General features: G+C 68.3%; 19 protein-coding genes and 3 tRNA genes. 18 read left to right on the top strand and 4 right to left on the bottom strand.

The annotated features are described in order from the left end of the window. The 3 genes from folP (at window position 1) to thiD (ending at window position 3,516) form a co-directional block, all read left to right on the top strand. The gene (folP, locus tag ABAZ39_RS08350; protein ID WP_038528440.1) at window positions 1-1,161 is read left to right on the top strand and encodes a dihydropteroate synthase; all 1,161 of its coding nucleotides are present in this window, start codon (window positions 1-3) and stop codon (window positions 1,159-1,161) included. A 130-nt stretch (window positions 1,162-1,291) separates the two neighbouring features. Next, on the top strand, window positions 1,292-2,659 hold the full coding sequence (glmM, locus tag ABAZ39_RS08345) for a phosphoglucosamine mutase (RefSeq protein ID WP_038528438.1): 1,368 nt from the start codon (window positions 1,292-1,294) through the stop codon (window positions 2,657-2,659). Window positions 2,660-2,700: 41 nt separating this feature from the next. Next, a complete protein-coding gene (gene thiD / locus ABAZ39_RS08340; protein ID WP_175428576.1) occupies window positions 2,701-3,516 on the top strand; it encodes a bifunctional hydroxymethylpyrimidine kinase/phosphomethylpyrimidine kinase in 816 nt (271 codons plus the stop codon). Between the two features lie 27 nt (window positions 3,517-3,543). On the opposite strand, the gene ABAZ39_RS08335 is transcribed toward thiD, so the two are convergent. Beyond that, window positions 3,544-4,938, bottom strand: a complete 1,395-nt coding sequence (locus ABAZ39_RS08335; protein ID WP_038528435.1) for an aminotransferase-like domain-containing protein — start codon at window positions 4,936-4,938, stop codon at window positions 3,544-3,546. 180 nt (window positions 4,939-5,118) lie between these two features. On the opposite strand from ABAZ39_RS08335, the gene ABAZ39_RS08330 reads away from it, so the two are divergent. Continuing rightward, window positions 5,119-5,445 carry a YgaP family membrane protein gene (locus ABAZ39_RS08330; RefSeq protein ID WP_014240096.1) on the top strand — a complete coding sequence of 109 codons (327 nt, stop codon included), beginning with the start codon at window positions 5,119-5,121 and terminating at the stop codon, window positions 5,443-5,445. A gap of 26 nt (window positions 5,446-5,471) precedes the next feature. On the opposite strand, the gene ABAZ39_RS08325 is transcribed toward ABAZ39_RS08330, so the two are convergent. Then, on the bottom strand, window positions 5,472-5,795 hold the full coding sequence (locus tag ABAZ39_RS08325) for a hypothetical protein (RefSeq protein ID WP_038528432.1): 324 nt from the start codon (window positions 5,793-5,795) through the stop codon (window positions 5,472-5,474). Between the two features lie 428 nt (window positions 5,796-6,223). Here ABAZ39_RS08325 and ABAZ39_RS08320 point away from each other — a divergent pair, with 428 nt between their 5' ends. From ABAZ39_RS08320 to ABAZ39_RS08295, 6 genes are all read left to right on the top strand, one after another. Continuing rightward, on the top strand, window positions 6,224-6,949 hold the full coding sequence (locus ABAZ39_RS08320; protein WP_038528429.1) for a Bax inhibitor-1/YccA family protein: 726 nt from the start codon (window positions 6,224-6,226) through the stop codon (window positions 6,947-6,949). Between the two features lie 261 nt (window positions 6,950-7,210). Beyond that, the gene (locus ABAZ39_RS08315; RefSeq protein WP_038528427.1) at window positions 7,211-7,459 is read left to right on the top strand and encodes a DUF1127 domain-containing protein; all 249 of its coding nucleotides are present in this window, start codon (window positions 7,211-7,213) and stop codon (window positions 7,457-7,459) included. A 4-nt stretch (window positions 7,460-7,463) separates the two neighbouring features. After that, window positions 7,464-7,880, top strand: a complete 417-nt coding sequence (locus tag ABAZ39_RS08310; protein WP_038528425.1) for a GNAT family N-acetyltransferase — start codon at window positions 7,464-7,466, stop codon at window positions 7,878-7,880. Window positions 7,881-7,889: 9 nt separating this feature from the next. Next, window positions 7,890-8,684: a PhzF family phenazine biosynthesis protein gene (locus tag ABAZ39_RS08305; protein WP_038528422.1), complete on the top strand. Its 795-nt coding sequence runs from the start codon at window positions 7,890-7,892 to the stop codon at window positions 8,682-8,684. Between the two features lie 42 nt (window positions 8,685-8,726). Then, window positions 8,727-9,182, top strand: coding sequence for a MaoC family dehydratase (locus ABAZ39_RS08300; RefSeq protein WP_014240103.1), 456 nt, complete (start codon window positions 8,727-8,729; stop codon window positions 9,180-9,182). Window positions 9,183-9,274: 92 nt separating this feature from the next. Further along, on the top strand, window positions 9,275-10,558 hold the full coding sequence (locus ABAZ39_RS08295; RefSeq protein WP_038528420.1) for an Hsp70 family protein: 1,284 nt from the start codon (window positions 9,275-9,277) through the stop codon (window positions 10,556-10,558). Window positions 10,559-10,705: 147 nt separating this feature from the next. Here ABAZ39_RS08295 and glnA read toward each other — a convergent pair whose 3' ends face one another. Both glnA and ABAZ39_RS08285 read right to left on the bottom strand, forming a co-directional pair. Next, window positions 10,706-12,115, bottom strand: coding sequence for a type I glutamate--ammonia ligase (glnA, locus tag ABAZ39_RS08290; protein ID WP_014240105.1), 1,410 nt, complete (start codon window positions 12,113-12,115; stop codon window positions 10,706-10,708). A gap of 272 nt (window positions 12,116-12,387) precedes the next feature. Continuing rightward, the gene (locus ABAZ39_RS08285) at window positions 12,388-12,726 is read right to left on the bottom strand and encodes a P-II family nitrogen regulator (RefSeq protein ID WP_014240107.1); all 339 of its coding nucleotides are present in this window, start codon (window positions 12,724-12,726) and stop codon (window positions 12,388-12,390) included. 337 nt (window positions 12,727-13,063) lie between these two features. On the opposite strand from ABAZ39_RS08285, the gene ABAZ39_RS08280 reads away from it, so the two are divergent. The 8 genes from ABAZ39_RS08280 to clpX all read left to right on the top strand — a co-directional run bounded on the left by ABAZ39_RS08280 (window position 13,064) and on the right by clpX (window position 20,495). Then, a tRNA-His gene (locus ABAZ39_RS08280) sits at window positions 13,064-13,139 on the top strand. A 109-nt stretch (window positions 13,140-13,248) separates the two neighbouring features. Continuing rightward, window positions 13,249-13,324 (top strand) — tRNA-His (locus ABAZ39_RS08275). 129 nt (window positions 13,325-13,453) lie between these two features. Next, complete coding sequence (locus tag ABAZ39_RS08270) at window positions 13,454-14,920, top strand: bifunctional ADP-dependent NAD(P)H-hydrate dehydratase/NAD(P)H-hydrate epimerase (protein WP_038528416.1); 1,467 nt, start codon at window positions 13,454-13,456, stop codon at window positions 14,918-14,920. A gap of 106 nt (window positions 14,921-15,026) precedes the next feature. Beyond that, complete coding sequence (locus ABAZ39_RS08265) at window positions 15,027-16,592, top strand: malonyl-CoA decarboxylase (protein ID WP_038528413.1); 1,566 nt, start codon at window positions 15,027-15,029, stop codon at window positions 16,590-16,592. 173 nt (window positions 16,593-16,765) lie between these two features. Next, a tRNA-Leu gene (locus ABAZ39_RS08260) sits at window positions 16,766-16,850 on the top strand. 91 nt (window positions 16,851-16,941) lie between these two features. Beyond that, on the top strand, window positions 16,942-18,276 hold the full coding sequence (gene tig, locus ABAZ39_RS08255) for a trigger factor (RefSeq protein WP_038528410.1): 1,335 nt from the start codon (window positions 16,942-16,944) through the stop codon (window positions 18,274-18,276). A gap of 102 nt (window positions 18,277-18,378) precedes the next feature. After that, the gene (clpP, locus tag ABAZ39_RS08250) at window positions 18,379-19,014 is read left to right on the top strand and encodes an ATP-dependent Clp endopeptidase proteolytic subunit ClpP (RefSeq protein WP_038528407.1); all 636 of its coding nucleotides are present in this window, start codon (window positions 18,379-18,381) and stop codon (window positions 19,012-19,014) included. Between the two features lie 212 nt (window positions 19,015-19,226). After that, the gene (clpX, locus tag ABAZ39_RS08245; protein ID WP_038528404.1) at window positions 19,227-20,495 is read left to right on the top strand and encodes an ATP-dependent Clp protease ATP-binding subunit ClpX; all 1,269 of its coding nucleotides are present in this window, start codon (window positions 19,227-19,229) and stop codon (window positions 20,493-20,495) included.

The following is a 20,495-nucleotide window of genomic DNA, read 5'->3' as shown; positions in this document are numbered from 1 at the left end:
ATGCCCCCGATCGCAAAGACCCCGATCGCCAAGCCCGCCCCGAAGTCAGCCGCCGGCTCGCTCGCCTCCTTCGCGCCGTGGGCGGGGGAGGGTGGTGTCCGCGTCTATCTGAGGCCGGTCGGGCTGCTGCCCATCGCCGCCTGGAGCGCCGGGACGGCGGTGCCGCTGGCCGGCGGGCGCTTTTCCTTCGCCACCGCCGAACTGATCGTCCGGCAGGGGGCGCGGATCGAGCGGGCCTTCGCGCCGCTGACCGAAATCATGGCCTGGGGGTGGGAGCGCGGCACCGCCGTGGCGCAGAGCCTCGACAAGCGGCTGGGCGCACTGACCCGTGGTCGGGCGCCGTTCGCCGGGCTGGACCTCGGGCGTCCGCGCATCATGGCCATTGTCAACGTGACGCCGGACAGCTTTTCCGACGGGGGCGACTTCTTCGACGCCGGAATCGCCATCGCCCATGGCGAGGCGATGCTGGAGGCCGGCGCCGACCTGCTGGACGTCGGCGGCGAATCCACCCGTCCCGGTTCCGCCCCCGTGTCGCCGGAGGAGGAGGAGGCCCGCGTCCTGCCGGTCGTCCGCCACTTCGCGGCCAAGGGCGCCGTGGTCTCGGTGGACACGCGCCACGCGCGGGTGATGCGCGCGGCGCTCGACGCCGGGGCGGCGCTGATCAACGACGTGGCCGGGCTGCGCGACCCCGGCGCGCTGCCGCTGGTGGCGGAGAAGGCGGCCCCGGTGGTGGTCATGCACATGCGGGGCGAACCCGGCACCATGCAGCAGAACCCGACCTATGAGGACGCGGCGCTCGACGTGTTCGACTGGTTGGAAGAGCGGGTGGAGGCCTGCCTCGCCGCCGGGGTGGCGCTGGAGCGCATCGCCATCGATCCCGGGATCGGCTTCGGCAAGACGGTGGAGCACAATCTCGACATCCTGCGCCACACCGCCCTCTATCACGGGCTGGGCTGCGCCCTGCTGATCGGGCTGTCGCGCAAGACCCTGATCGGCAAGCTGTCGCGCAGCGAGCCGCCGAAGGAGCGTCTGGGCGGCTCGCTGGCCGGGGGGCTGGAAACGCTGAACCAGGGCGCGCAGATCCTGCGTGTGCATGACGTTCCCCAAACGATCCAGGCGCGCGCCGTCTGGGAGGGGCTGCACCCTGCAAGGGTGCCGTGATCGCAGCGTGCGCGTAACCCTTTGGCGTCTGCGCGGAAGGGTTCTTGACCCTGCCCCCCGCGGCAAGCGATGACCTTCTCACCACATCCGCGATTGCGGTACAGTGACTGGCCTATTCCTGAGGGATTTCATGACGCGACACCTGTTCGGCACCGACGGCATCCGTGGCACCGCCAACATCGACCCGATGACGGCGGAAACCGCCCTGCGCGTCGCGATGGCGTCCGCTTTGCAGTTCCGCCGGGGTGACTACCGGCACCGCGTGGTGATCGGCAAGGACACCCGCCTCTCGGGTTATCTTCTGGAGCCGGCGCTGACCGCGGGCTTCATCTCCATGGGCATGGACGTGGTGCTGCTCGGCCCGCTGCCGACGCCCGCCGTCGCCATGCTGACGCGCTCGCTGCGCGCCGATCTCGGCGTGATGATCTCCGCCTCGCACAACCCGTATCAGGACAACGGCATCAAGCTGTTCGGCCCGGACGGCTACAAGCTGTCGGACGCGGTGGAGATCGCCATCGAGACGCGCATGGGCCAGCCCTTCGCGCCGGACCTCGCCGGCTCCGCCGATCTCGGCCGCGCCTCGCGCCTTGAGGATTCGACGGGCCGCTACATCGAGTATGTGAAGAACACCTTCCCGCGCGGCTTGCGGCTGGACGGGCTGAAGATCGTCGTGGACTGCGCCAACGGCGCCGCCTACCGCGTCGCCCCGAAGGTGCTGTACGAGCTGGGGGCCGACGTGATCCCGGTCGGGGTCAACCCGGATGGCCTGAACATCAACAAGGACTGCGGCGCCACCGCCACCCGCACCCTGCAGGAGCAGGTGGTGGCCCACGGCGCCCATCTGGGCATTGCGCTGGACGGCGACGCCGACCGCCTGATCATGGTCGACGAGGCTGGGCGCGTCGTCGACGGCGATCAGGTGATGGCGCTCATCGCCTCTTCCTGGGCGCAGGCGCAGACGCTGAAGGGCGGCGGCGTGGTCGCCACGGTCATGTCCAACCTGGGCATGGAACGGCACCTCCAGGGGCTGGGCATCGCTCTGGTCCGCACGCCGGTCGGTGACCGCTATGTGGTGGAACATATGCGCGAGCACGGCTACAACGTCGGTGGGGAGCAGTCGGGGCACGTCGTGCTGTCCGATTATTCCACGACGGGCGACGGGCTGATCGCCGCACTCCAGGTCCTGGCGGTGCTGATCCAGTCCGGCGGCCGGGCGGCCAGCGAGGTCTGCCAGGTCTTCGCCCCGGTGCCGCAGAAGCTGACCAACGTCCGCTTCGCCGCCGGGTCGAAGCCTCTGGAGATCGCTTCCGTCCAGGCGGCGATCCGCGACGGCGAGGCGCGGCTGAACGGGTCGGGACGCATCCTGATCCGCAAGTCGGGGACCGAGCCGGTGATCCGCGTCATGGCGGAAGGCGACGACGAAGGGCTGGTGCACGCGGTGGTGGCCGACATTGCCGGCGCCATCACGGACGCCGCCCGGCTGGAGACCGCCTCCTAAGGCCCACCCTCCAACCAGACGACCAGACGGAAGCAATCCCGATGCAGGCCCACCCGATCAACGGCCGTGTTCTCATCGTCGCCGGGTCCGATTCCGGCGGCGGTGCCGGCATCCAGGCGGACATCAAGGCGGTCAGCGCGCTGAACGCCTTCGCCATGACCGCCATCGCGGCGCTGACCGCGCAGAACACGACGGGGGTCTTTGGTGTGCTGCCCGTCGATCCGGCCTTCGTCGCCCTGCAGATGAAGGTGGTGCTGGAGGATCTCGGGGCCGACAGCATCAAGATCGGCATGCTCGCCACCGCCGCCGTCATCGAGGCGGTGGCCGGCGAGTATGAGGCGCGGGCCATCAACGTTCCGTTGGTCGTCGATCCGGTGATGGTTTCGAAGAGCGGCCATTTCCTGCTGGAGCCCGACGCCGTGCAGACCCTGCGCAAGCGCCTGCTGCCCCATGCGGAGCTGGTCACCCCCAACCTGCCGGAGGCCGAGGCGTTGACCGACATTCCGGTGCGCAACCTGGACGACATGCGCCGCGCCGCCGAGATGATCCGCACCTTCGGACCGAAGGCCGTCCTGCTGAAGGGCGGCCATCTGGAGGACGAGCGGCTGTGCGACCTGCTGCTCACCGAGGATGGCGAGGAGGTGTTCGAGGGGCGTCGCATCCACACCCCGCACACCCACGGCACCGGCTGCACCCTGGCCTCGGCCATCGCCGCCGGCATCGCCCAGGGATTGAGCGTGCGCGATTCGGTGGCCCGCGCCCGCGCCTATGTGGACGAGGCCATCCGCTCGGCTCCCGGTTTCGGGCACGGCCACGGCCCGCTGAACCATCTGCACACGGTCCGGCCGTTCCCGTAAGGGCGCGGCCCTTCCGCTTCTCCTCGATCACACGATCGACAGCATCGCCGTCTGCGGATTTTCCAGCAGGTCGGCCAGGGTGCGCAGGCCGCGCGCCAGCTCGTCCCGGCTGTGCGGGTGACAGAGGCCCAGCCGCACGGCGTGGGGGGCGCTGGCCCGGCCCACGGCGAACACGTCGCCACCCGTCACCTTCACGCCGCGCCGCAGCGCCTCGGCGATGAAATCGTCGCGCCGCCAGGGCTCGGGCAGGACCAGCCAGAGATGCTGCGCCGACGCGTGCCCGCAGACGGCGCTGGCGGGCAGGATGGAGCGGGCGATCTGCTGGCGCGCCATGGCCTCCCCGCGCTGGGCCTCGGCGATGCGGTCGGCGCTGCCGTCGGTGATCCAGCGCGTCGCGACCTCCGGCGGCAGGGGCGGGGAGGAGTATTGCAGGGCGCGGATGACCGCCTCGACGCGCGGCACCAGGGCCGGCGGAGCGACCACATAGCCGACGCGCAGGCCGGCCGACACGCTCTTGGACAAGCTGTTGACGTAGACGGTGACATCCGGGGCGATGGCTTGGATGGGCTTGGCGTCATGGACCAGGAAGCCGAACACGTCATCCTCGACCAGCATCACCCCGTAGCGGCGGGCGATGGCGGCGATCTCCACGCGCCGGGCCTGCGGCATGACGGAGGCGGTGGGGTTGTGCATGGTCGGCACCAGATACAGCGCCTTGGGCGCCAGACGGCGGCAGGCGCTGTCGAAACTGTCCGGGACCACGCCATGCTCGTCGATGGCGATGCCTTCCAGATGGTAGCCCTCGACCGCGCTCAGGGTTTTGATGCCGTAGTTGGTCAGCCGCTCGGTCAGCACGACGTCGCCGGGGCGCGCCACCGCGGCCAGCGCCACCGCCATGGCGTTCTGCGCGCCCGTGGTCAGCAGGACCGTGTCGGCGGAGGTGGCCACCCGGTGCTGCCGCGTCAGCCACTGCGCCCCGGCGGCGCGGTGCGCGGGCAGGCCGGCGTGCGGCGCGTATTCCAGAAGCGCCCCGAGATTCGGTGACGCGCCGATGGCGGCCAGGGTGGCGCCCATCATCGGCACCGACATCGGGTGCTCCGGCGTCACGACGGTCATGTTGACGACGGAGGGTTCGGGCCGGGGCGTCCAGCTGAAGGGGTCGGAGGGGGGCATGTGCCGCTGCCCCTGCACGAAGGTGCCGCGCCCGACCTCGCCGCCGATCAGCCCGCGCTTCTCCGCCTCGGTGTAGGCGCGGGTGATGGTGCCGACGGTGACGCCGAGGCGGTAGGCGAGGTCGCGGTGGGTGGGAAGCCGCGTGCCGGGGGCGAGCCGTCCGTTGGCGATGTCGTCGGACAGGGCGTCGGCGATGGCGCGGTAACGGGGGCCTTGCCGCCCCTCCAGATCAGGAACCCAATGTGTCATGGGGACAATGATGACATTGTACCGATCGCTCGACAAGTGTCACCGCATTGTCGCAATTGTGCGGTTCCGGTTGCGCTGGCAACTCGGGAACCCGGATGGCCGGGCGGGCGTTGCAGTCAGGACCGCCCGGCGCCGCTTCGGCATCCCTTTCGCGCCGGGCACAGCCGGGAGAATTCAGGCATGAGCGCCGAAAACGCCATCCGACACACCTACGACCGCTTCTTTGGGGGCGAACGGAATCTCGGGCCGCTGGAACGCGCCGTGTCCACCGGCCTCGGCCTTGTCATGGCGGCGGGCGGCGTGCGCCGCGGCGCCGACGTGCGGGGCGCCATCATGGGTCTGGCTGGCGCCGCCCTGGTGGCCCGCGGCATGAGCGGCCATTGCCCGCTGAAGGCCATGGTGGCGGACGAGGACCACGACCGCCTGTCCGGTCCGCGTTCGGAGCGCTACAGCCCCGGTGAAGGGCCGCTGGAGCGCACGCCGGCCCGCACCGGCTCCTATTCCTGACGGAACGGTGCAGTCAGAGGAGACGGTCATGAGGACGAGGAAGCGGCGCGGCGCCGCCGCTTCCACTCCTTCCAGCGCCGCTCGCCGCGCACCAGCGCGCGGTTGATCGGCGGGCGAAGGAACGGAACGTCGTAGGCGAGCAGCACGAGGCCGAGGGGCAGCATCCAGATGCCCAGCACGGGCAGGAAGCTGAGCAGACCGCCGAGAATCAGCAGCAGCCCGGCGGGGACGCGCACCCAGGTCGCCCGCGGCTCGCGGAGCCAAGCCAACACCCGCGCCATGGAGTCGGGAAGCTTCTCCTGGATGCGATCCACCCGCCGTTCGAGGCGTCTGTGGTGCTGGTCGCTCAACGCGGCACTCTCCATGTTGTTGATCCGGCTCTGGTGGTTGTTGACGGGTGAAGCGGCGGCCCGGCTTCCCGGACCGGTCGCTCCCAAGCCGCCATATGGGAACAGCCAGGCGTGTTCCAAGCTCCCGTTCGTGTGGAACCGCTGAGCGGGCGGGCATCTTGAAAGGCGCCGGCCACACGGCCAACTATTAGGGCAATCAGGGTCCGGGCCCCTCTGGCAGCCGAGTCGTCGGCCGCGATGTCGGACCTCTTCATCTGCTTTTGCGCCGACGGGCATGACCGCATCTGGAGGGCCTTTTCGGTGGACAGCGCAGCCATACCGTCCCGCCGCCGCTCAAGCGCGGCAGACCCGCTGCCCAATTTGCTGCCATGTGCCCCCCGCCGGTCCGAGGCTTGCCGGTTAGAAGCTTGAACGAGGGAGTTTTCGCAATGTTCGACCAGTATCCCAACCAGAGTCGTTGGGGCGCCGGCGCCGCGGGCGTGGACCGTGCGGCGTTCGACGAGGGCCTGCGCAAGCACATGCTGCGGGTCTACAACTTCATGATGCTCGGCCTTGGCGTGACGGGGCTTGTGGCGCTGTTCGTGGCGAGCACGCCGGCGCTGTACGTTCCGATCTTCACGACCCCGCTGAAGTGGGTGGTGATGCTGGCGCCGCTGGCCTTCATCATGGTGCTGTCCTTCCGCTTCCACGCGATGTCGGCGACCGCGCTGCAGGGGCTGTTCTGGGCCTTCTGCGCGGTGATGGGCGTGTCGATGGCGTCGATCTTCCTGGTCTTCACCGGGGCCAGCGTGGCGCGGGTGTTCTTCATCACCGCGGCGATGTTCGCGGCGATGAGCCTGTGGGGCTACACCACCAAGGCCGACCTGTCGAAGATGGGCTCGTTCCTGATGATGGGCCTGATCGGCATCGTCATCGCCAGCCTGGTCAACATCTTCATCGGCTCCAGCGCGCTGCAGTTCGCCGTCTCGGTGATCGGCGTGGTCATCTTCACCGGCCTGACCGCCTACGACACCCAGCGCATCAAGGAGGAGTACGCCGAGGGCTACGGGCATGAGGCCAACACCAAGCTCGCCGTCATGGGCGCCCTCTCGCTCTACCTCAACTTCATCAACCTCTTCCAGATGCTCCTCCAGCTCATGGGCAACCGCGAGTAACGGGACCGCATCCGGCGCCAGTCAGGGCGCCACACCGGGCCGGCCGCTTTCCGCGGCCGGCCTTTTTCATGCCCGGAGGGTGAGGGCGCCGGAGGTTGGGCTCGTCCAGGGGGGTGTCACGGGTGGGTGTGGCCGGCGGGATACATCCGATATCGGAAATGTAATGGTGACAATAACGACATTGACCGGGATGATTGCGCGGACATAATCACCATTGTCTCGATTGTTCGGGGCCGAATGTTTTGATGAAGGAGGCACATTATGCGCATCACAGAAGCGACCCGCTCGTCCGGATCGTCCTCGTTCACGACCGTCTTCAAGGTCATCGCGCGCGCCCTCTCCGTCGGCATCCGCCCCGTCTGGTTCGTGATGGAGGCCGGCCTGAACGGCTACGAGCGGTGGCGGCAGCGGCAGGCGCTGATGCGGCTGGACGATCATCTGCTGAAGGACATCGGCGTGTCCCGCGCCGACGTGGACAGCGAGGTCAACAAGCCGTTCTGGCGGGGTTGATGCGATGAGTGCCGATGCGATCCTCTACGCCGTCGAGCCCGACCTGACCGCCGACGCCTTCATCGACGTGCTTCACCGCTCCGGGCTGGCCGAACGCCGGCCCGTCGCGGACCGCCCGCGGGTGGAAGCGATGCTGCGCAACGCCGGCCTGATCGTCACCGCCCGCAAGGCGGACGGCGACCTGATCGGCGTCGCCCGCTCCGTCACCGATTTCGCCTTCTGCTGCTACCTGTCCGACCTCGCCGTCGACCGCGCCTGTCAGGGGCGCGGCATCGGCAAGGAGTTGATGCGCCGCACCCGCGCCGCGGTGGGGGAGGGCGTGACCTGCCTTCTCCTGTCGGCGCCCAAGGCGGTCACCTTCTACGAGGCGGCGGGGATGGAGCGGCACGCCCAGGCATTCCTATTCACCGAGAAACCCTAAGGAGGCACCGTGCGCCTTCCCCTGTATCAGGTCGATGCCTTCGCGGACGCGGTGTTCGCGGGCAACCCGGCGGCGGTCGTGCCGCTGGAGGACTGGCTTCCCGACGCGACGCTCCAGGCCATTGCGGCGGAAAACAACTTGGCGGAGACCGCCTTCCTCGTCCGCCGCGGCGACGGTTACGAGATCCGCTGGTTCACCCCGACGGTCGAGGTGGACCTGTGCGGTCACGCCACGCTGGCCTCGGCCTTCGTCATCGCGACGATGCTGGAGTGGGGCTGCCCGCGCATCGACTTCGCCACCCGGGAAGCCGGAACCCTCAGCGTCACCCGCAACGGCGACCTCTACACGCTGGATTTCCCCAGCCGCCCGCCGGAACCGCTGGCCGGGCCGCCGGCCGGCCTTCTCGACGCGCTGGGCGGACCGCCGCCGACGGCGCTGCTGAAGGCGCGCGACCTCGTGGTCGTCTATGACGACGAGGCGACGGTGCGCGGCCTGACCCCCGACATGAGCGCCCTGGCCCGGCTGGAGGATTTCTACGCGGTCATCGTGACGGCGCCGGGCAGCGGCGGCGTGGACTTCGTCTCCCGCTTCTTCGCGCCGGCCCAGGGGATTCCCGAAGACCCGGTAACCGGCTCCGCCCATTGCACGCTGATCCCCTATTGGGCGCAGCGGCTGGGCAAGGAGCGGCTGAAGGCCCGGCAGGTCTCGGCCCGCGGCGGTTCCCTGTCCTGTGAACTGGTAGGCGACCGTGTGAAGATCGCCGGGAAAGCGGTTCTCTATATGGATGGCGCCATCTACATTTAGCGCTGTCCATACGAGGACCGATGGAACGGGAGGGCAGCGGGCATGGCGGGGCGTTACTTCGAGGATTTCCGCGTCGGTGACGTGATCGACACCGAAGGGGCGACGGTCACCGACAGCCAGATCATGGATTTCGCCCAGCGCTTCGACCCGCAACCCTTCCACATGGACGCGGTGGCCGCCGCGGAGGGGCCGTTCGGCGGGCTGATCGCCAGCGGCTTCCACACCCTGTCCCTGACCTTCCGGCTGTTCCGCGACACCGGGGCCATCACCGGCACCAGCCTGGGCGGCTCGGGCGGCGACGAACTGCGCTGGCTGCGCCCGGTGCGGCCCGGCGACACGCTGCGCGTCCGGGTGGAGGTGGTGGAGGCCATCCCGTCCCGCCGCGGCGACCGTGGCACGGTCCGGCTGGCCTACACCACGCTGAACCAGCATGGCGAGGCGGTGATGACCATCACCCTGAACCACATCGTGGCCACCCGCAGTGTCCCGGCCGAATAAGAAGGACAAGCGCGGCCTGTTCCGTCGCGCGTCTTGATCCGCAGGCCCGGCCCCTGTATAGCCTCGCCCCTTCCATCACGGCGGGGGTTCCCATGACGGCTTGCGGCCTCGATTTCGGCACGTCCAACACGACGCTCGGCGTGCGGACGGCGTCCGCGGCTGCCGGCACGGGAGGGGGCGGTTACGGCCTGCTTGCCCTCGACGGCGCGCGGACGACCCTGCCCAGCGCCGTCTTCTTCGATTTCGAAGCCGACGCGGTGACGGTGGGGCAGGCGGCCATCGACGCCTATGCGTCGGGCGTCGAGGGGCGCTTGATGCGCTCCATCAAGTCGATGCTGGGCACCGACCTGATCGACGCCGACACCGCGCTGCGCAAAGGCCGCATCACCTTCCGCGCGGTCATCGCCACCTTCCTGGCCGCGGTCAAGGAGCGGGCGGAGACGGCGCTCGGCAGCGAACTGACCGACGTGGTGCTCGGGCGCCCGGTGCATTTCGTGGACGGCGACCCGGCGGGCGACGCCGCGGCGGAGGAGACTCTGGGCGAGATCGCCCGCTCCGTCGGCTTCCGCGGCATCTCCTTCCAGTACGAACCGATCGCCGCCGCGCTCGACTACGAGCAGCAGGTCGAGCGGGAGGAGCTGGCCCTGATCGCCGACATTGGCGGCGGCACGTCGGACTTCTCCATCGTCCGCATCGGGCCGGAGCGGCGCGGGCGGGCCGACCGCAGCGCCGACATCCTGGCCAACGACGGCATCCGTGTCGGCGGCACCGACTTCGACCGCGACCTGTCGTTGGCGACGGCCATGCCGCTGCTTGGCCACGGCAGCGCCATGAAGCGCCCCGGTCTGCTGGCCCCCAAGCATTTGTTCTTCGATCTGGCGACTTGGTCGAAGATCAACTTCCTCTACACCGCCAAGGCGATGGCCGATCTGGAGCGTCTGAAGCGCGATTCCGCGACTCCGGACCGCATCGAGCGGCTGATCGGCGTGGTCGAGCATCGGCTGGGGCACGCGCTGGCCATGGCGGTGGAGCGCACCAAGATCGCCCTGTCCGACGGGCCGGAGGCCGGCCTGTTGCTGGATTGGGGCGGGGGCGGCCTGACGCGCCCGGTGTCGGTGGACGAGTTGAACGAGGCGACGGCGATCCTGGCCGGCCGCATCGGCGGGCGGGTGCGCGCCTGTCTGGCCGAGGCCGGCACGCTGCCGGCGGAGATCGACGCTGTGTTCCTGACCGGCGGCTCCACGTTGCTGCCGCAGGTGCGGGCGGCCATCCTGGCCGAACTGCCCGGTGCCCGCGTGGTGGAGGGCAACATCTTCGGCTCGGTCGGCACCGGCCTGACCATCGAGGCGGCCCGGCGTTTCGGCGGCACCGCCTGAGACACCCTTCAAGTCCCGGACACGAAAAAGCCCACCGACGGTGCCGTCGGTGGGCTTTTTCGTGCTCTGCTCCACGGTTCGGCCCTCCGGTGGTGCCCGCCGCGCCGCGAGGGCGGGGCGGGCACCGGAGGACCGAAGTCCGACGGATCAGACCGAGTAGTACATCTTGTACTCGATCGGGTGCGGCATGGTCTCGAAGGCCAGCAGCTCCTCGGTGCGCAGGTCGATGTAGGATTCGATCATGTCCTTGGTGAACACGTCGCCCTTCTGCAGGAAGGCGCTGTCGGCCTTCAGGCTGTCCAGGGCCTCGCGCAGCGAGCCGCAAACCGTCGGAACCTTGGCCAGCTCTTCGGCCGGCAGGTCGTACAGGTTCTTGTCCATCGCCTCGCCCGGATGGATCTTGTTCTGGATGCCGTCCAGACCGGCCATCAGCAGGGCAGCGAAGGCCAGGTACGGGTTGGCCGACGGATCCGGGAAGCGGACCTCGACGCGCTTGCCCTTCGGCGACGCGACGTACGGGATGCGGCAGGAGGCCGAACGGTTGCGGGCCGAGTAGGCCAGCAGAACCGGAGCCTCATAGCCCGGGACCAGACGCTTGTAGGAGTTGGTCGTCGGGTTGGTGAAGGCGTTCAGCGCCTTGGCGTGCTTGATGATGCCGCCGATGTAGTACAGCGCCAGCTCCGACAGGTCGGCGTACTGGTTGCCGGCGAACAGCGGCTGGCCTTCCTTCCAGATCGACTGGTGCATGTGCATGCCCGAGCCATTGTCGCCGAAGACGGGCTTCGGCATGAAGGTCGCGGTCTTGCCGTAGGCGTGGGCGACGTTGTGCACGACGTACTTGTAGTACTGCATGTTGTCGCCGGTGCGGACCAGCGTGTCGAACTTGATGCCCAGCTCATGCTGCGAAGCGGCCACCTCGTGGTGGTGCTTCTCGACCGGCACGCCCATCTCGGCGAGCACGCTCAGCATCTCGGCGCGCAGGTCCGAGCCGCTGTCGACCGGAGCGACCGGGAAGTAGCCGCCCTTGACGCCCGGGCGGTGGCCCAGGTTGCCGTCCTCATAGTCCTTGTCCGAGGTGTACGGGCCTTCCTCCGAGTCGAACTCGTAGGACACCTTGTTCATCTCGACCTTGAACTTGACGTCGTCGAAGACGAAGAACTCGGCTTCCGGGCCGAAGTAGGCGGTGTCGCCGATGCCGGCCGACGCCATGTACTTCTCGGCGGCCTTCGCGATGCCGCGCGGGCAGCGGGCGTAGGGCTGGCCGGTCGACGGCTCGTAGACGTCGCAGAGGATGTTCAGCGTCGGCTGGGCCGAGAACGGGTCCATGACGGCGGTGGTCGGGTCGAGCTGGAGGATCATGTCCGACTCGTTGATCGCCTTCCAACCGGCGATCGAGGAGCCGTCGAACATGATGCCGTCCTCGAACACGTCCTCGTCGATGGTCGAGACGTGCTGAGCGGTGTGGTGCAGCTTGCCGCGCGGGTCGGTGAAGCGGAGGTCCACGTACTTGACGTCGTGTTCCTTGATCAGGTCGAAGACCTTGCTGATGTCGGACATATCTCTTTTTCCACGCTTAAGAGGTTTGGGTCCCGCTGCGTCAAACCGACCGAGGGGCGGGTGACGGCGCTCGCGGCGGACGTTATGTCATGCCTTTCCCAAGCACACAACGTGACAGCACAAAAAGTCGCGCCCGGATGGGCCTCCACGCACGGATCGTTCCGGTCGCGGTTGCGACGGTCTGCGTCGGCCCGATCGGTGTCGGCCGGCTTTGCGTCGGTTGTGGGCGGGGCTGGTTCATGTTGGCCGGTGGTCGGGTTTCCGGGACGCGATCAGATCGCGTCGCCTCCCTTCTCGCCGGTCCGGATGCGGACAACTTCTTCCACGGGGGTGACGAAGATCTTGCCGTCGCCGATGCGGCCGGTGTGGGCGGCCTGCTGGATCGCCTCGATCGCCCGCTCCACCAGGGAGTCCTCCATCACCACCTCGATCTTCACCTTCGGCAGGAAGTCGACCACATACTCCGCGCCGCGGTACAGCTCGGTGTGCCCCTTCTGACGGCCGAAGCCCTTGGCCTCGGTGACGGTGATGCCCTTGATGCCGACTTCGTGAAGGGCTTCCTTCACTTCGTCGAGTTTGAACGGCTTAATGATGGCTTCGATCTTCTTCATGGGTCTCTCGTGTACGAGGTGCCAACGCCGGCAGGCACCGTCCACGGCTCTGCCGACGGTCCGAAGTAAAGCACGTTGCGTGCCAATCGGAGGGGTTGCGATCCGGCTGCGTGGGATGCCGGGCCGCAGCGGGCCGATGCCACCGTGGGCGGCACGCGACTGCCAACGGATAGGGCGAAGTGAACAATATTTGTGCACAAGCTGCAAGCAATCCGCGCAGCTGTACCCTTTCGGATGGGGTAGGGCCGGCGTTCGTCAGGCTTTTCACATTGATAAACGCGGTGCAAAATAGAGCTTGACCCGCCCCGTCCCTTGGGGCAAATAGGCGACCCCGGTGGCGGTGGTAGCTCAGTTGGTAGAGCTCTCGGTTGTGGTCCGAGCGGTCGTGGGTTCGAGTCCCATCCATCGCCCCAGTCCCCCTTGACGGTGGATGCGCGTGCCTCGTGAGGAGTTCACGTCGGCGTTGCATCGATCGAAACGGCGGGTGGGGTGTTTGCGGACGGTTCATTCCGTCCCCCGGTGGCGGTGGTAGCTCAGTTGGTAGAGCTCTCGGTTGTGGTCCGAGCGGTCGTGGGTTCGAGTCCCATCCATCGCCCCAGTTCTTCCTTCCAATTCCTGTGCCAATCAGGCCATTCCTTTCATTCCCCCTGTGCCCGGCTATGCTGCGGCCGTCGCGGTGCTTATTGTGCCGGGTGACGGTGATGCGGGATTGCGGCGGGTGGAGGCGATGGACGAACTGCTTTCCGTGGCGGAGATGTACCGCGCCGACGCGCTGACCATGGCGGGCGGTGTGCCGGGGCCTGTGCTGATGGAGGCGGCGGGGGCCGCGGTGGTGCGCGCGGTCTGCGAGCGCTGGGCGCCGCACCCGACCGTCGTCCTGTGCGGGCCGGGCAACAATGGTGGCGACGGCTTCGTCATCGCGCGTCTTCTTCTTGAAGCGGGCTGGCCGGTGCGGCTGGCCTTGCTGGGGTCGCGCTCCGCGCTGCGCGGCGACGCGGCGGTGGCGGCCGGGCGCTGGACCGGGCCGGTGGAGGCCGCCGACCCCTGGCTGCTGGAAGGCAACCCTCTGGTCATCGACGCGCTGTTCGGGGCCGGGCTGGCCCGCCCGCTCGACGGCATGGCCAAGGACGTCGTCGAGGCGATGGCGGGGCGCACCGTCGTTGCCGTGGACGTGCCCAGCGGCCTGCGCGGCGACAGCGGCCAAGTGATGGGAGTGGCCCCGCAGGCGGCGTTGACCGTCACCTTCTTCCGCCGCAAGCCCGGCCATCTGCTGCTGCCCGGCCGGGTTCTCTGCGGGGAGGTGGTGGTCGCCGACATCGGCATTCCCGACACGGTGCTGGACGCCATCGCGCCGCAAACCCTGGTGAACGGCCCCGACCTGTGGCGGCAGCGCTACCCCTGGCCGCGGCTCGACGCGCACAAATACGCGCGAGGGCACGCGGTGGTGCTTGGCGGGGCGCGGATGACCGGCGCGGCGCGGCTGTCGGCGCGGGGCGCTTTGCGCGCCGGGGCAGGGCTGGTCACGGTGGCCTGCCCACCCGACTCGATGCCGATCTACGCCGCCGGCTCGCCCAGCCTGATCGTGACCGATGTGGCGGACGGCGCGGCCTTCGAGGCTCTGCTGGTGGATCCGCGCAAGAACGCGGTGCTGCTGGGACCGGGAGCCGGAGTCGGGGCGGACACGCGGGGCCATGCGCTCGCCGCGCTGGGTGCTGGAAAGGCCTGCGTGCTGGACGCCGACGCGCTGACCAGCTTCGCCGAGTCGCCCGCCGACCTGCTCGACCGGTTGAACGGGCGCTGTCTGCTGACCCCGCACGAAGGCGAATTCGCCCGGGTCTTTCCGGATATCGCGGCGCAGGAGGGCGGCAAATTGACCCGCGCCCGTGCCGCGGCGGCGCGCTGTGGCGCGGTCGTCCTTTTGAAGGGTGCCGACACGGTGGTCGCGGCACCGGATGGGCGGGCCGTCATCAACGCCAACGCTCCGGCCGATCTGGCGACCGCCGGGTCGGGGGATGTGCTGGCGGGCATCGCGCTCGGGCTGATCGCCCAGGGGACGGACACGTTCGACGCCGCCTGCGCCGCGGTCTGGCTGCACGGCGAGGCGGCGAACGCCTTCGGGCCGGGCCTGATCGCCGAGGATTTGCCGGACGCGCTGCCGGGGGTGCTGAAGCGGCTCAAGGCGGGCGCGCGCTGACCCGGCGTCCCCAGGGCATACATACGCCTGGACAGGGGGCTTACCCTTAGGGCCGGGCTCAAGCTATGGCTTGCCGAGAGCGCGCCCGCACGCCAGACTCTAGGGTATGAGCGAGACGCCCGAGATCAAATCCGCTGAGACCCGGTCCAGCCAGCCCGTCCCGACCCAGCCCCCCGCCATCGGGGTGGGCACGCCGCCGGGGCTGCTCGACCGCACTCTGGACACGCTGCGCGCGGGCTGGCGCGAGATCGCCGCCTCCGCCCGCGGGGTGGTCGGCGCCGCGCCGCGCGCCAATCTGCCCAAGGAGGACGCGGAGCGGCTGAAGGAACAGATCGAAGCCTGCCTGGAGGGCCGCGGCGGCGAGGTGTCGGCGCGGGCGCGGGCGGCGCAGCTCGGCCGCACTTATCTGGCGCTGGACGGGCAGGGGCGGCGCAATTTCCTGATGATGCTGGCGCGCGATTTCGACGTGGACCGCGCTGCCGTTGACCAAGCCATGGCGACCTTCCAGACGGCGGGCGACCCGGTGTCGCGCGGCCATGCCGAGCGCGCCCTGCGACGAGCGCTGGAGCCGCCGCGGCTGCGCCTGCTGACCCAGTTCAACGGCCTGCCGGAAGGGGTGAAGTTCCTGGTGGACCTGCGCGCCGAGCTGATGGAGATGGCGCGCGGCGAACCGTTGCTCCAGGCGCTGGAGGACGATCTCAAGAGCCTGCTGCGCAGTTGGTTCGATGTCGGCTTCCTGGAGATGCGCCGGATCACCTGGGACAGCCCGGCCTCGCTCCTGGAAAAGCTCATCAAGTACGAGGCGGTGCACGAGATCAGCGGTTGGCGGGACCTGAAGGACCGCCTCGACTCCGACCGCCGCTGCTTCGCCTTTTTCCACCCGCGCATGCCGAACGAGCCGCTGATCTTCGTCGAGGTCGCGCTGGTCCAGGGCATGTCGGACAACGTCCAGGCGCTGCTCGACCCCTCCGCCCCGGTCTGCGACCCGAAGAGCGCGGACAGCGCCATCTTCTATTCCATCTCCAACGCCCAGGTCGGGCTGGCGGGAATCAGCTTCGGCAACTTCCTCATCAAGCGGGTGGTGGACGGGCTGACCGGCGAGTTTCCCAACATCAAATGCTTCGCCACCCTGTCGCCGATTCCCGGCTTCCGCCGCTGGCTGGACCGGGAATTGGCCGAGCGCGGTGATTCTCTGCTCAGCCCGCCCGAGGCGGAACGCATCGCCGAAGCCATGGCCAGCCGTCCGGGCGCCAGCGAATCGGAGACGGAAAGCGACGCGGACGAGCGTCCCGTGCTGGCCGGAGCCCTGGCTCTGCCCTCTTGGCACGCCGACGACGAGCTTCAAAAGCAGTTGCGCGGCCCGTTGATGCGGCTGTGTGCGCATTACCTGACGACGGCGCGCGCGTCGGACCGCCGCAGCGAACGGCCAGGTGCGGCGCCGGCTCGGGCGCTCGATCCGGTCGCGCATTTCCACCTCAGCAACGGCGCCCGCATGGAGCGGCTGAACTGGCTGGGCGATCGGTCGCCCAAGGGGTTGCGGCAGTCTTGCGGGATGATGATCAACTACCGCTACAAGCTGGGGGAAATCGACGCCAACCACGAAGCGTACCGGGGGGAGGGCAAGGTCAACGCCTCCTCCTCCATCCGGTCGCTGGGAAAGGGGGGCGGATGAGCCGGTTCGCCGCCCGCCGGGGCGCCGTCGTCATCGCGTCAAGCGTCCCCCACCAATGGCGTGCGGAACGGCGCCCATTTTGCCTGTTTGCGGCGCGAACCCTGTGCTATAGAGCGGACTTCGCCGGCAGTCCGTCGGGTGTTCCGCACCCGTCGCGGGCTGTCTATGCCATTGCGGGCGTGGCGGAACTGGTAGACGCGCCGGATTTAGGTTCCGGTGACTTCGGTCGTGGGGGTTCGAGTCCCTTCGCCCGCACCATGGCAACAGCTTGGACCGCATGGGAACACACGGTTTCGGGCCGCCCGGACGGGCGCCGCCGGGCCGGACAACGAGATAGGCTTTCGTTCCGATGAACATCACCGAGACCAGCGCCGACGGCCTGAAGCGCGAGTACAAGGTCGTCATTTCCGCCCAGGATATCGAACAGAAGGTGCAGGGCCGGCTCGAAGAGCTGCGCCGGACGGTGCAGCTCCCCGGCTTCCGTCCGGGCAAGGTGCCGGTTGCCGTGATCAAGCAGCGCTACGGCGGCAGCGTGCTGGCCGAGGCTCTGGAGGATGCGATCGCCGACAGCTCGCGTCAGGCGCTGAACGAGCGCGGCCTGCGCATCGCCATGCAGCCGAAGATCAATGTCGAGAAGTACGAGGACGGCGGCGACCTGTCCTACACCATGGGCGTCGAGCTTCTGCCGGACATCGAGCCGGGCGATCTCAGCGGCCTGGAGCTTGAGAAGCCGGTCGCCACGGTCGAGGACTCGGCCGTCGACGAGGCGCTGACCCGTCTGGCCTCCGCCCATTCGGTGCAGGCCCCGGTCACCGAGGACCGCGCGGCCGAGAAGGGCGACATCGCCGTGATCGACTTCGCCGGTTCGGTCGATGGCGAGGCCCTGCCGGGCATGGACGGCAAGGACTACCCGCTGGAGCTGGGCGCCAACCAGTTCGTTCCGGGCTTCGAGGACCAGCTGGTCGGCGCCAAGGCCGGCGAGCACCGCACGGTGAAGGTCACCTTCCCGGCCGACTACCCGCACGACCGCCTGAAGGGCGCCGACACCGTGTTCGAGGTGGACGTCAAGGAACTCCGCAAGAACGTCCCGGCCGAGGTCAACGACGACCTCGCCAAGGAGTTCGGCATGGAGAGCCTGGAGAAGCTGCGCGAGGCCGTCGGCGACCGCATCAAGAGCGAGTACGCCAATGTGTCGCGCCTGCGCGTCAAGCGCCAGCTCCTCGATAAGCTGGCCGAGGCGCACTCCTTCGAGGTCCCGCCGGGCATGGTGGACGTCGAGTTCGAGGGCATCTGGCAGCGCCTTCAGCAGGAACTGAAGAACGGCACCGCCGGTGAGGACGCCGGCAAGCCGGAAGAGGAGCTGAAGACCGAGTACCGCGGCATCGCCGAGCGCCGCGTGCGCCTGGGCCTGCTGCTGTCGGAAATCGGCCGCCGCAACGACATCCAGGTGACCCAGGACGAGATCAACCGCGCCCTGATCGCGGAAGCCCGCCGCTTCCCCGGCCAGGAGCGTCAGGTGTTCGAGTTCTTCAAGCAGAACCGGGAAGCGCTGGAAAACCTCCGCGCGCCCCTCTTCGAGGACAAGGTCGTCGACTACATCCTGGATCAGGCCAAGGTGAGCGAGAAGCCGGTGTCCGCCGAAGAGCTGATGAAGGACCCCGACGAGGAGGCCGAGGCGGCCTGATCGTCAGAAAGGTTGAGGGGCGGCCTACCGGTCGCCCCTTTCCATTCCTATATGTAGACTGCTCAGACGACTAACCGAGCTGCGGGAGCAGGGAAGACCACCATGTACGACTTCGAACCGAAGATGAATGCTCTGGTCCCGATGGTCATCGAGCAGACCAACCGGGGCGAACGAGCGTACGATATTTACTCGCGCCTGCTGAAGGAACGGATCATCTTCTTGATCGGTGGCGTGAACGACGCCGTCGCCAGTCTGATCTGCTCGCAGCTGCTGTTCCTGGAATCGGAAAACCCGAGCAAGGACATCGCGCTCTACATCAATTCGCCGGGCGGCTACGTCTCGGCCGGCCTCGCCATCTACGACACCATGCAGTACATCCGTCCGCAGGTGTCGACGGTGTGCATGGGGCAGGCGGCCTCGATGGGCTCGCTTCTGCTCGCCGCCGGCGCGCCGGGCAAGCGCTTCTCGCTGCCGAACAGCCGGATCATGATCCACCAGCCGTCGGGCGGCGCCCAGGGCCAGGCCTCGGACATCGAGATCCAGGCCCAGGAGATCCTGAAGCTGCGTTCGCGCCTCAACGACATCTACGTCAAGCACACCGGCCAGTCGCTCGACACCATCGAGGCGGCCATGGAGCGTGACAAGTTCATGTCGCCCGAGGAAGCCAAGGCCTTCGGCCTGATCGACGAGGTCGTGGAAAAGCGCCCCGGCTCGATCGGCGACGGCAACGCCGCCTGATGGGGCGCGCGAACTAATGATTGATTGCGCCGGTTCCCTGTTGTTGAATGATGGGGAACCGGTCCGATGGATCGGGTTCGAAGGATGAGCGGATGCGTTAACCTTGTCACGGGCCATGCCCGGGACAACCTTTGAAAGGACCGGCGTCGGGGGACGCCGCAGGCGGTTGACAGGTTATACGGATCAGTCCCCCGCGAGATGACGGAGTACCGATGAGCAAGTCCAGCAGCGGCGATTCGAAGAACACGCTCTACTGCTCCTTTTGCGGCAAGAGCCAGCACGAGGTCCGCAAGCTGATTGCCGGTCCGACGGTGTTCATCTGCGATGAATGCGTCGAGCTGTGCATGGACATCATTCGCGAGGAGAACAAGACGACCCTCGTGAAGTCCCGCGACGGCGTGCCGACCCCGCGCGACATCCATGCGGTACTGGACGATTACGTGATCGGCCAGCATCACGCGAAACGGGTCCTTTCGGTTGCGGTGCACAATCACTACAAGCGGTTGGCGCACGGCACGAAGCACAACGACGTCGAACTGGCGAAGTCCAACATCCTGCTGGTCGGCCCCACCGGCTGCGGCAAGACGCTGCTCGCCCAGACGCTCGCCCGGATCATCGACGTTCCCTTCACGATGGCCGACGCCACGACCCTGACCGAGGCGGGGTATGTCGGTGAGGACGTCGAGAACATCATCCTCAAGCTGCTCCAGGCCGCCGACTACAACGTCGAGCGGGCGCAGCGCGGCATCGTCTACATCGACGAGGTCGACAAAATCAGCCGCAAGTCCGACAACCCGTCGATCACGCGCGACGTGTCGGGCGAGGGCGTGCAGCAGGCCCTGCTGAAGATCATGGAGGGCACCGTCGCCTCCGTGCCTCCGCAGGGTGGCCGCAAGCATCCGCAGCAGGAGTTCCTGCAGGTCGACACCAGCAACATCCTGTTCATCTGCGGCGGTGCCTTCGCCGGTCTCGACAAGATCATCGCCCAGCGCGGCAAGGGCACCTCGATCGGCTTCGGTGCCGACGTGCGCGGTCCGGACGAGCGCTCGACCGGCGATATCCTGCGCGAGGTCGAGCCCGAGGATCTGCTGAAGTTCGGTCTGATCCCCGAGTTCATCGGCCGTCTGCCGGTGGTCGCCACCCTGGCCGATCTCGACGAGGCGGCTCTGGTGGAGATTCTCACCAAGCCGAAGAACGCCCTGGTCAAGCAGTACCAGCGCCTGTTCGAGATGGAGGACGTCCGTCTGGAGTTCTCCGACGACGCCCTGCGCACCATCTCCCACAAGGCGATCCAGCGGAAGACCGGCGCGCGCGGCCTGCGCTCGATCATGGAGTCGATCCTGCTCGACCCGATGTTCGATCTCCCGGGGCTTTCGGGGGTGGAGAGCATCCTGGTGAACAAGGAAGTGGTCGAGGGGCGGGCCAAGCCGCTCTACGTCCACGCCGAACGCCGCGGGGAGCAACAGGCCCCTGGCGCCTGA

This window comes from Azospirillum argentinense (assembly GCF_000632475.1).
GTDB classification, from domain to species: Bacteria; Pseudomonadota; Alphaproteobacteria; order Azospirillales; family Azospirillaceae; genus Azospirillum; species Azospirillum baldaniorum.
The sequence above is the reverse complement of the archived record's forward strand: the minus strand, read 5'-3'. Positions and strand labels throughout refer to the sequence as shown.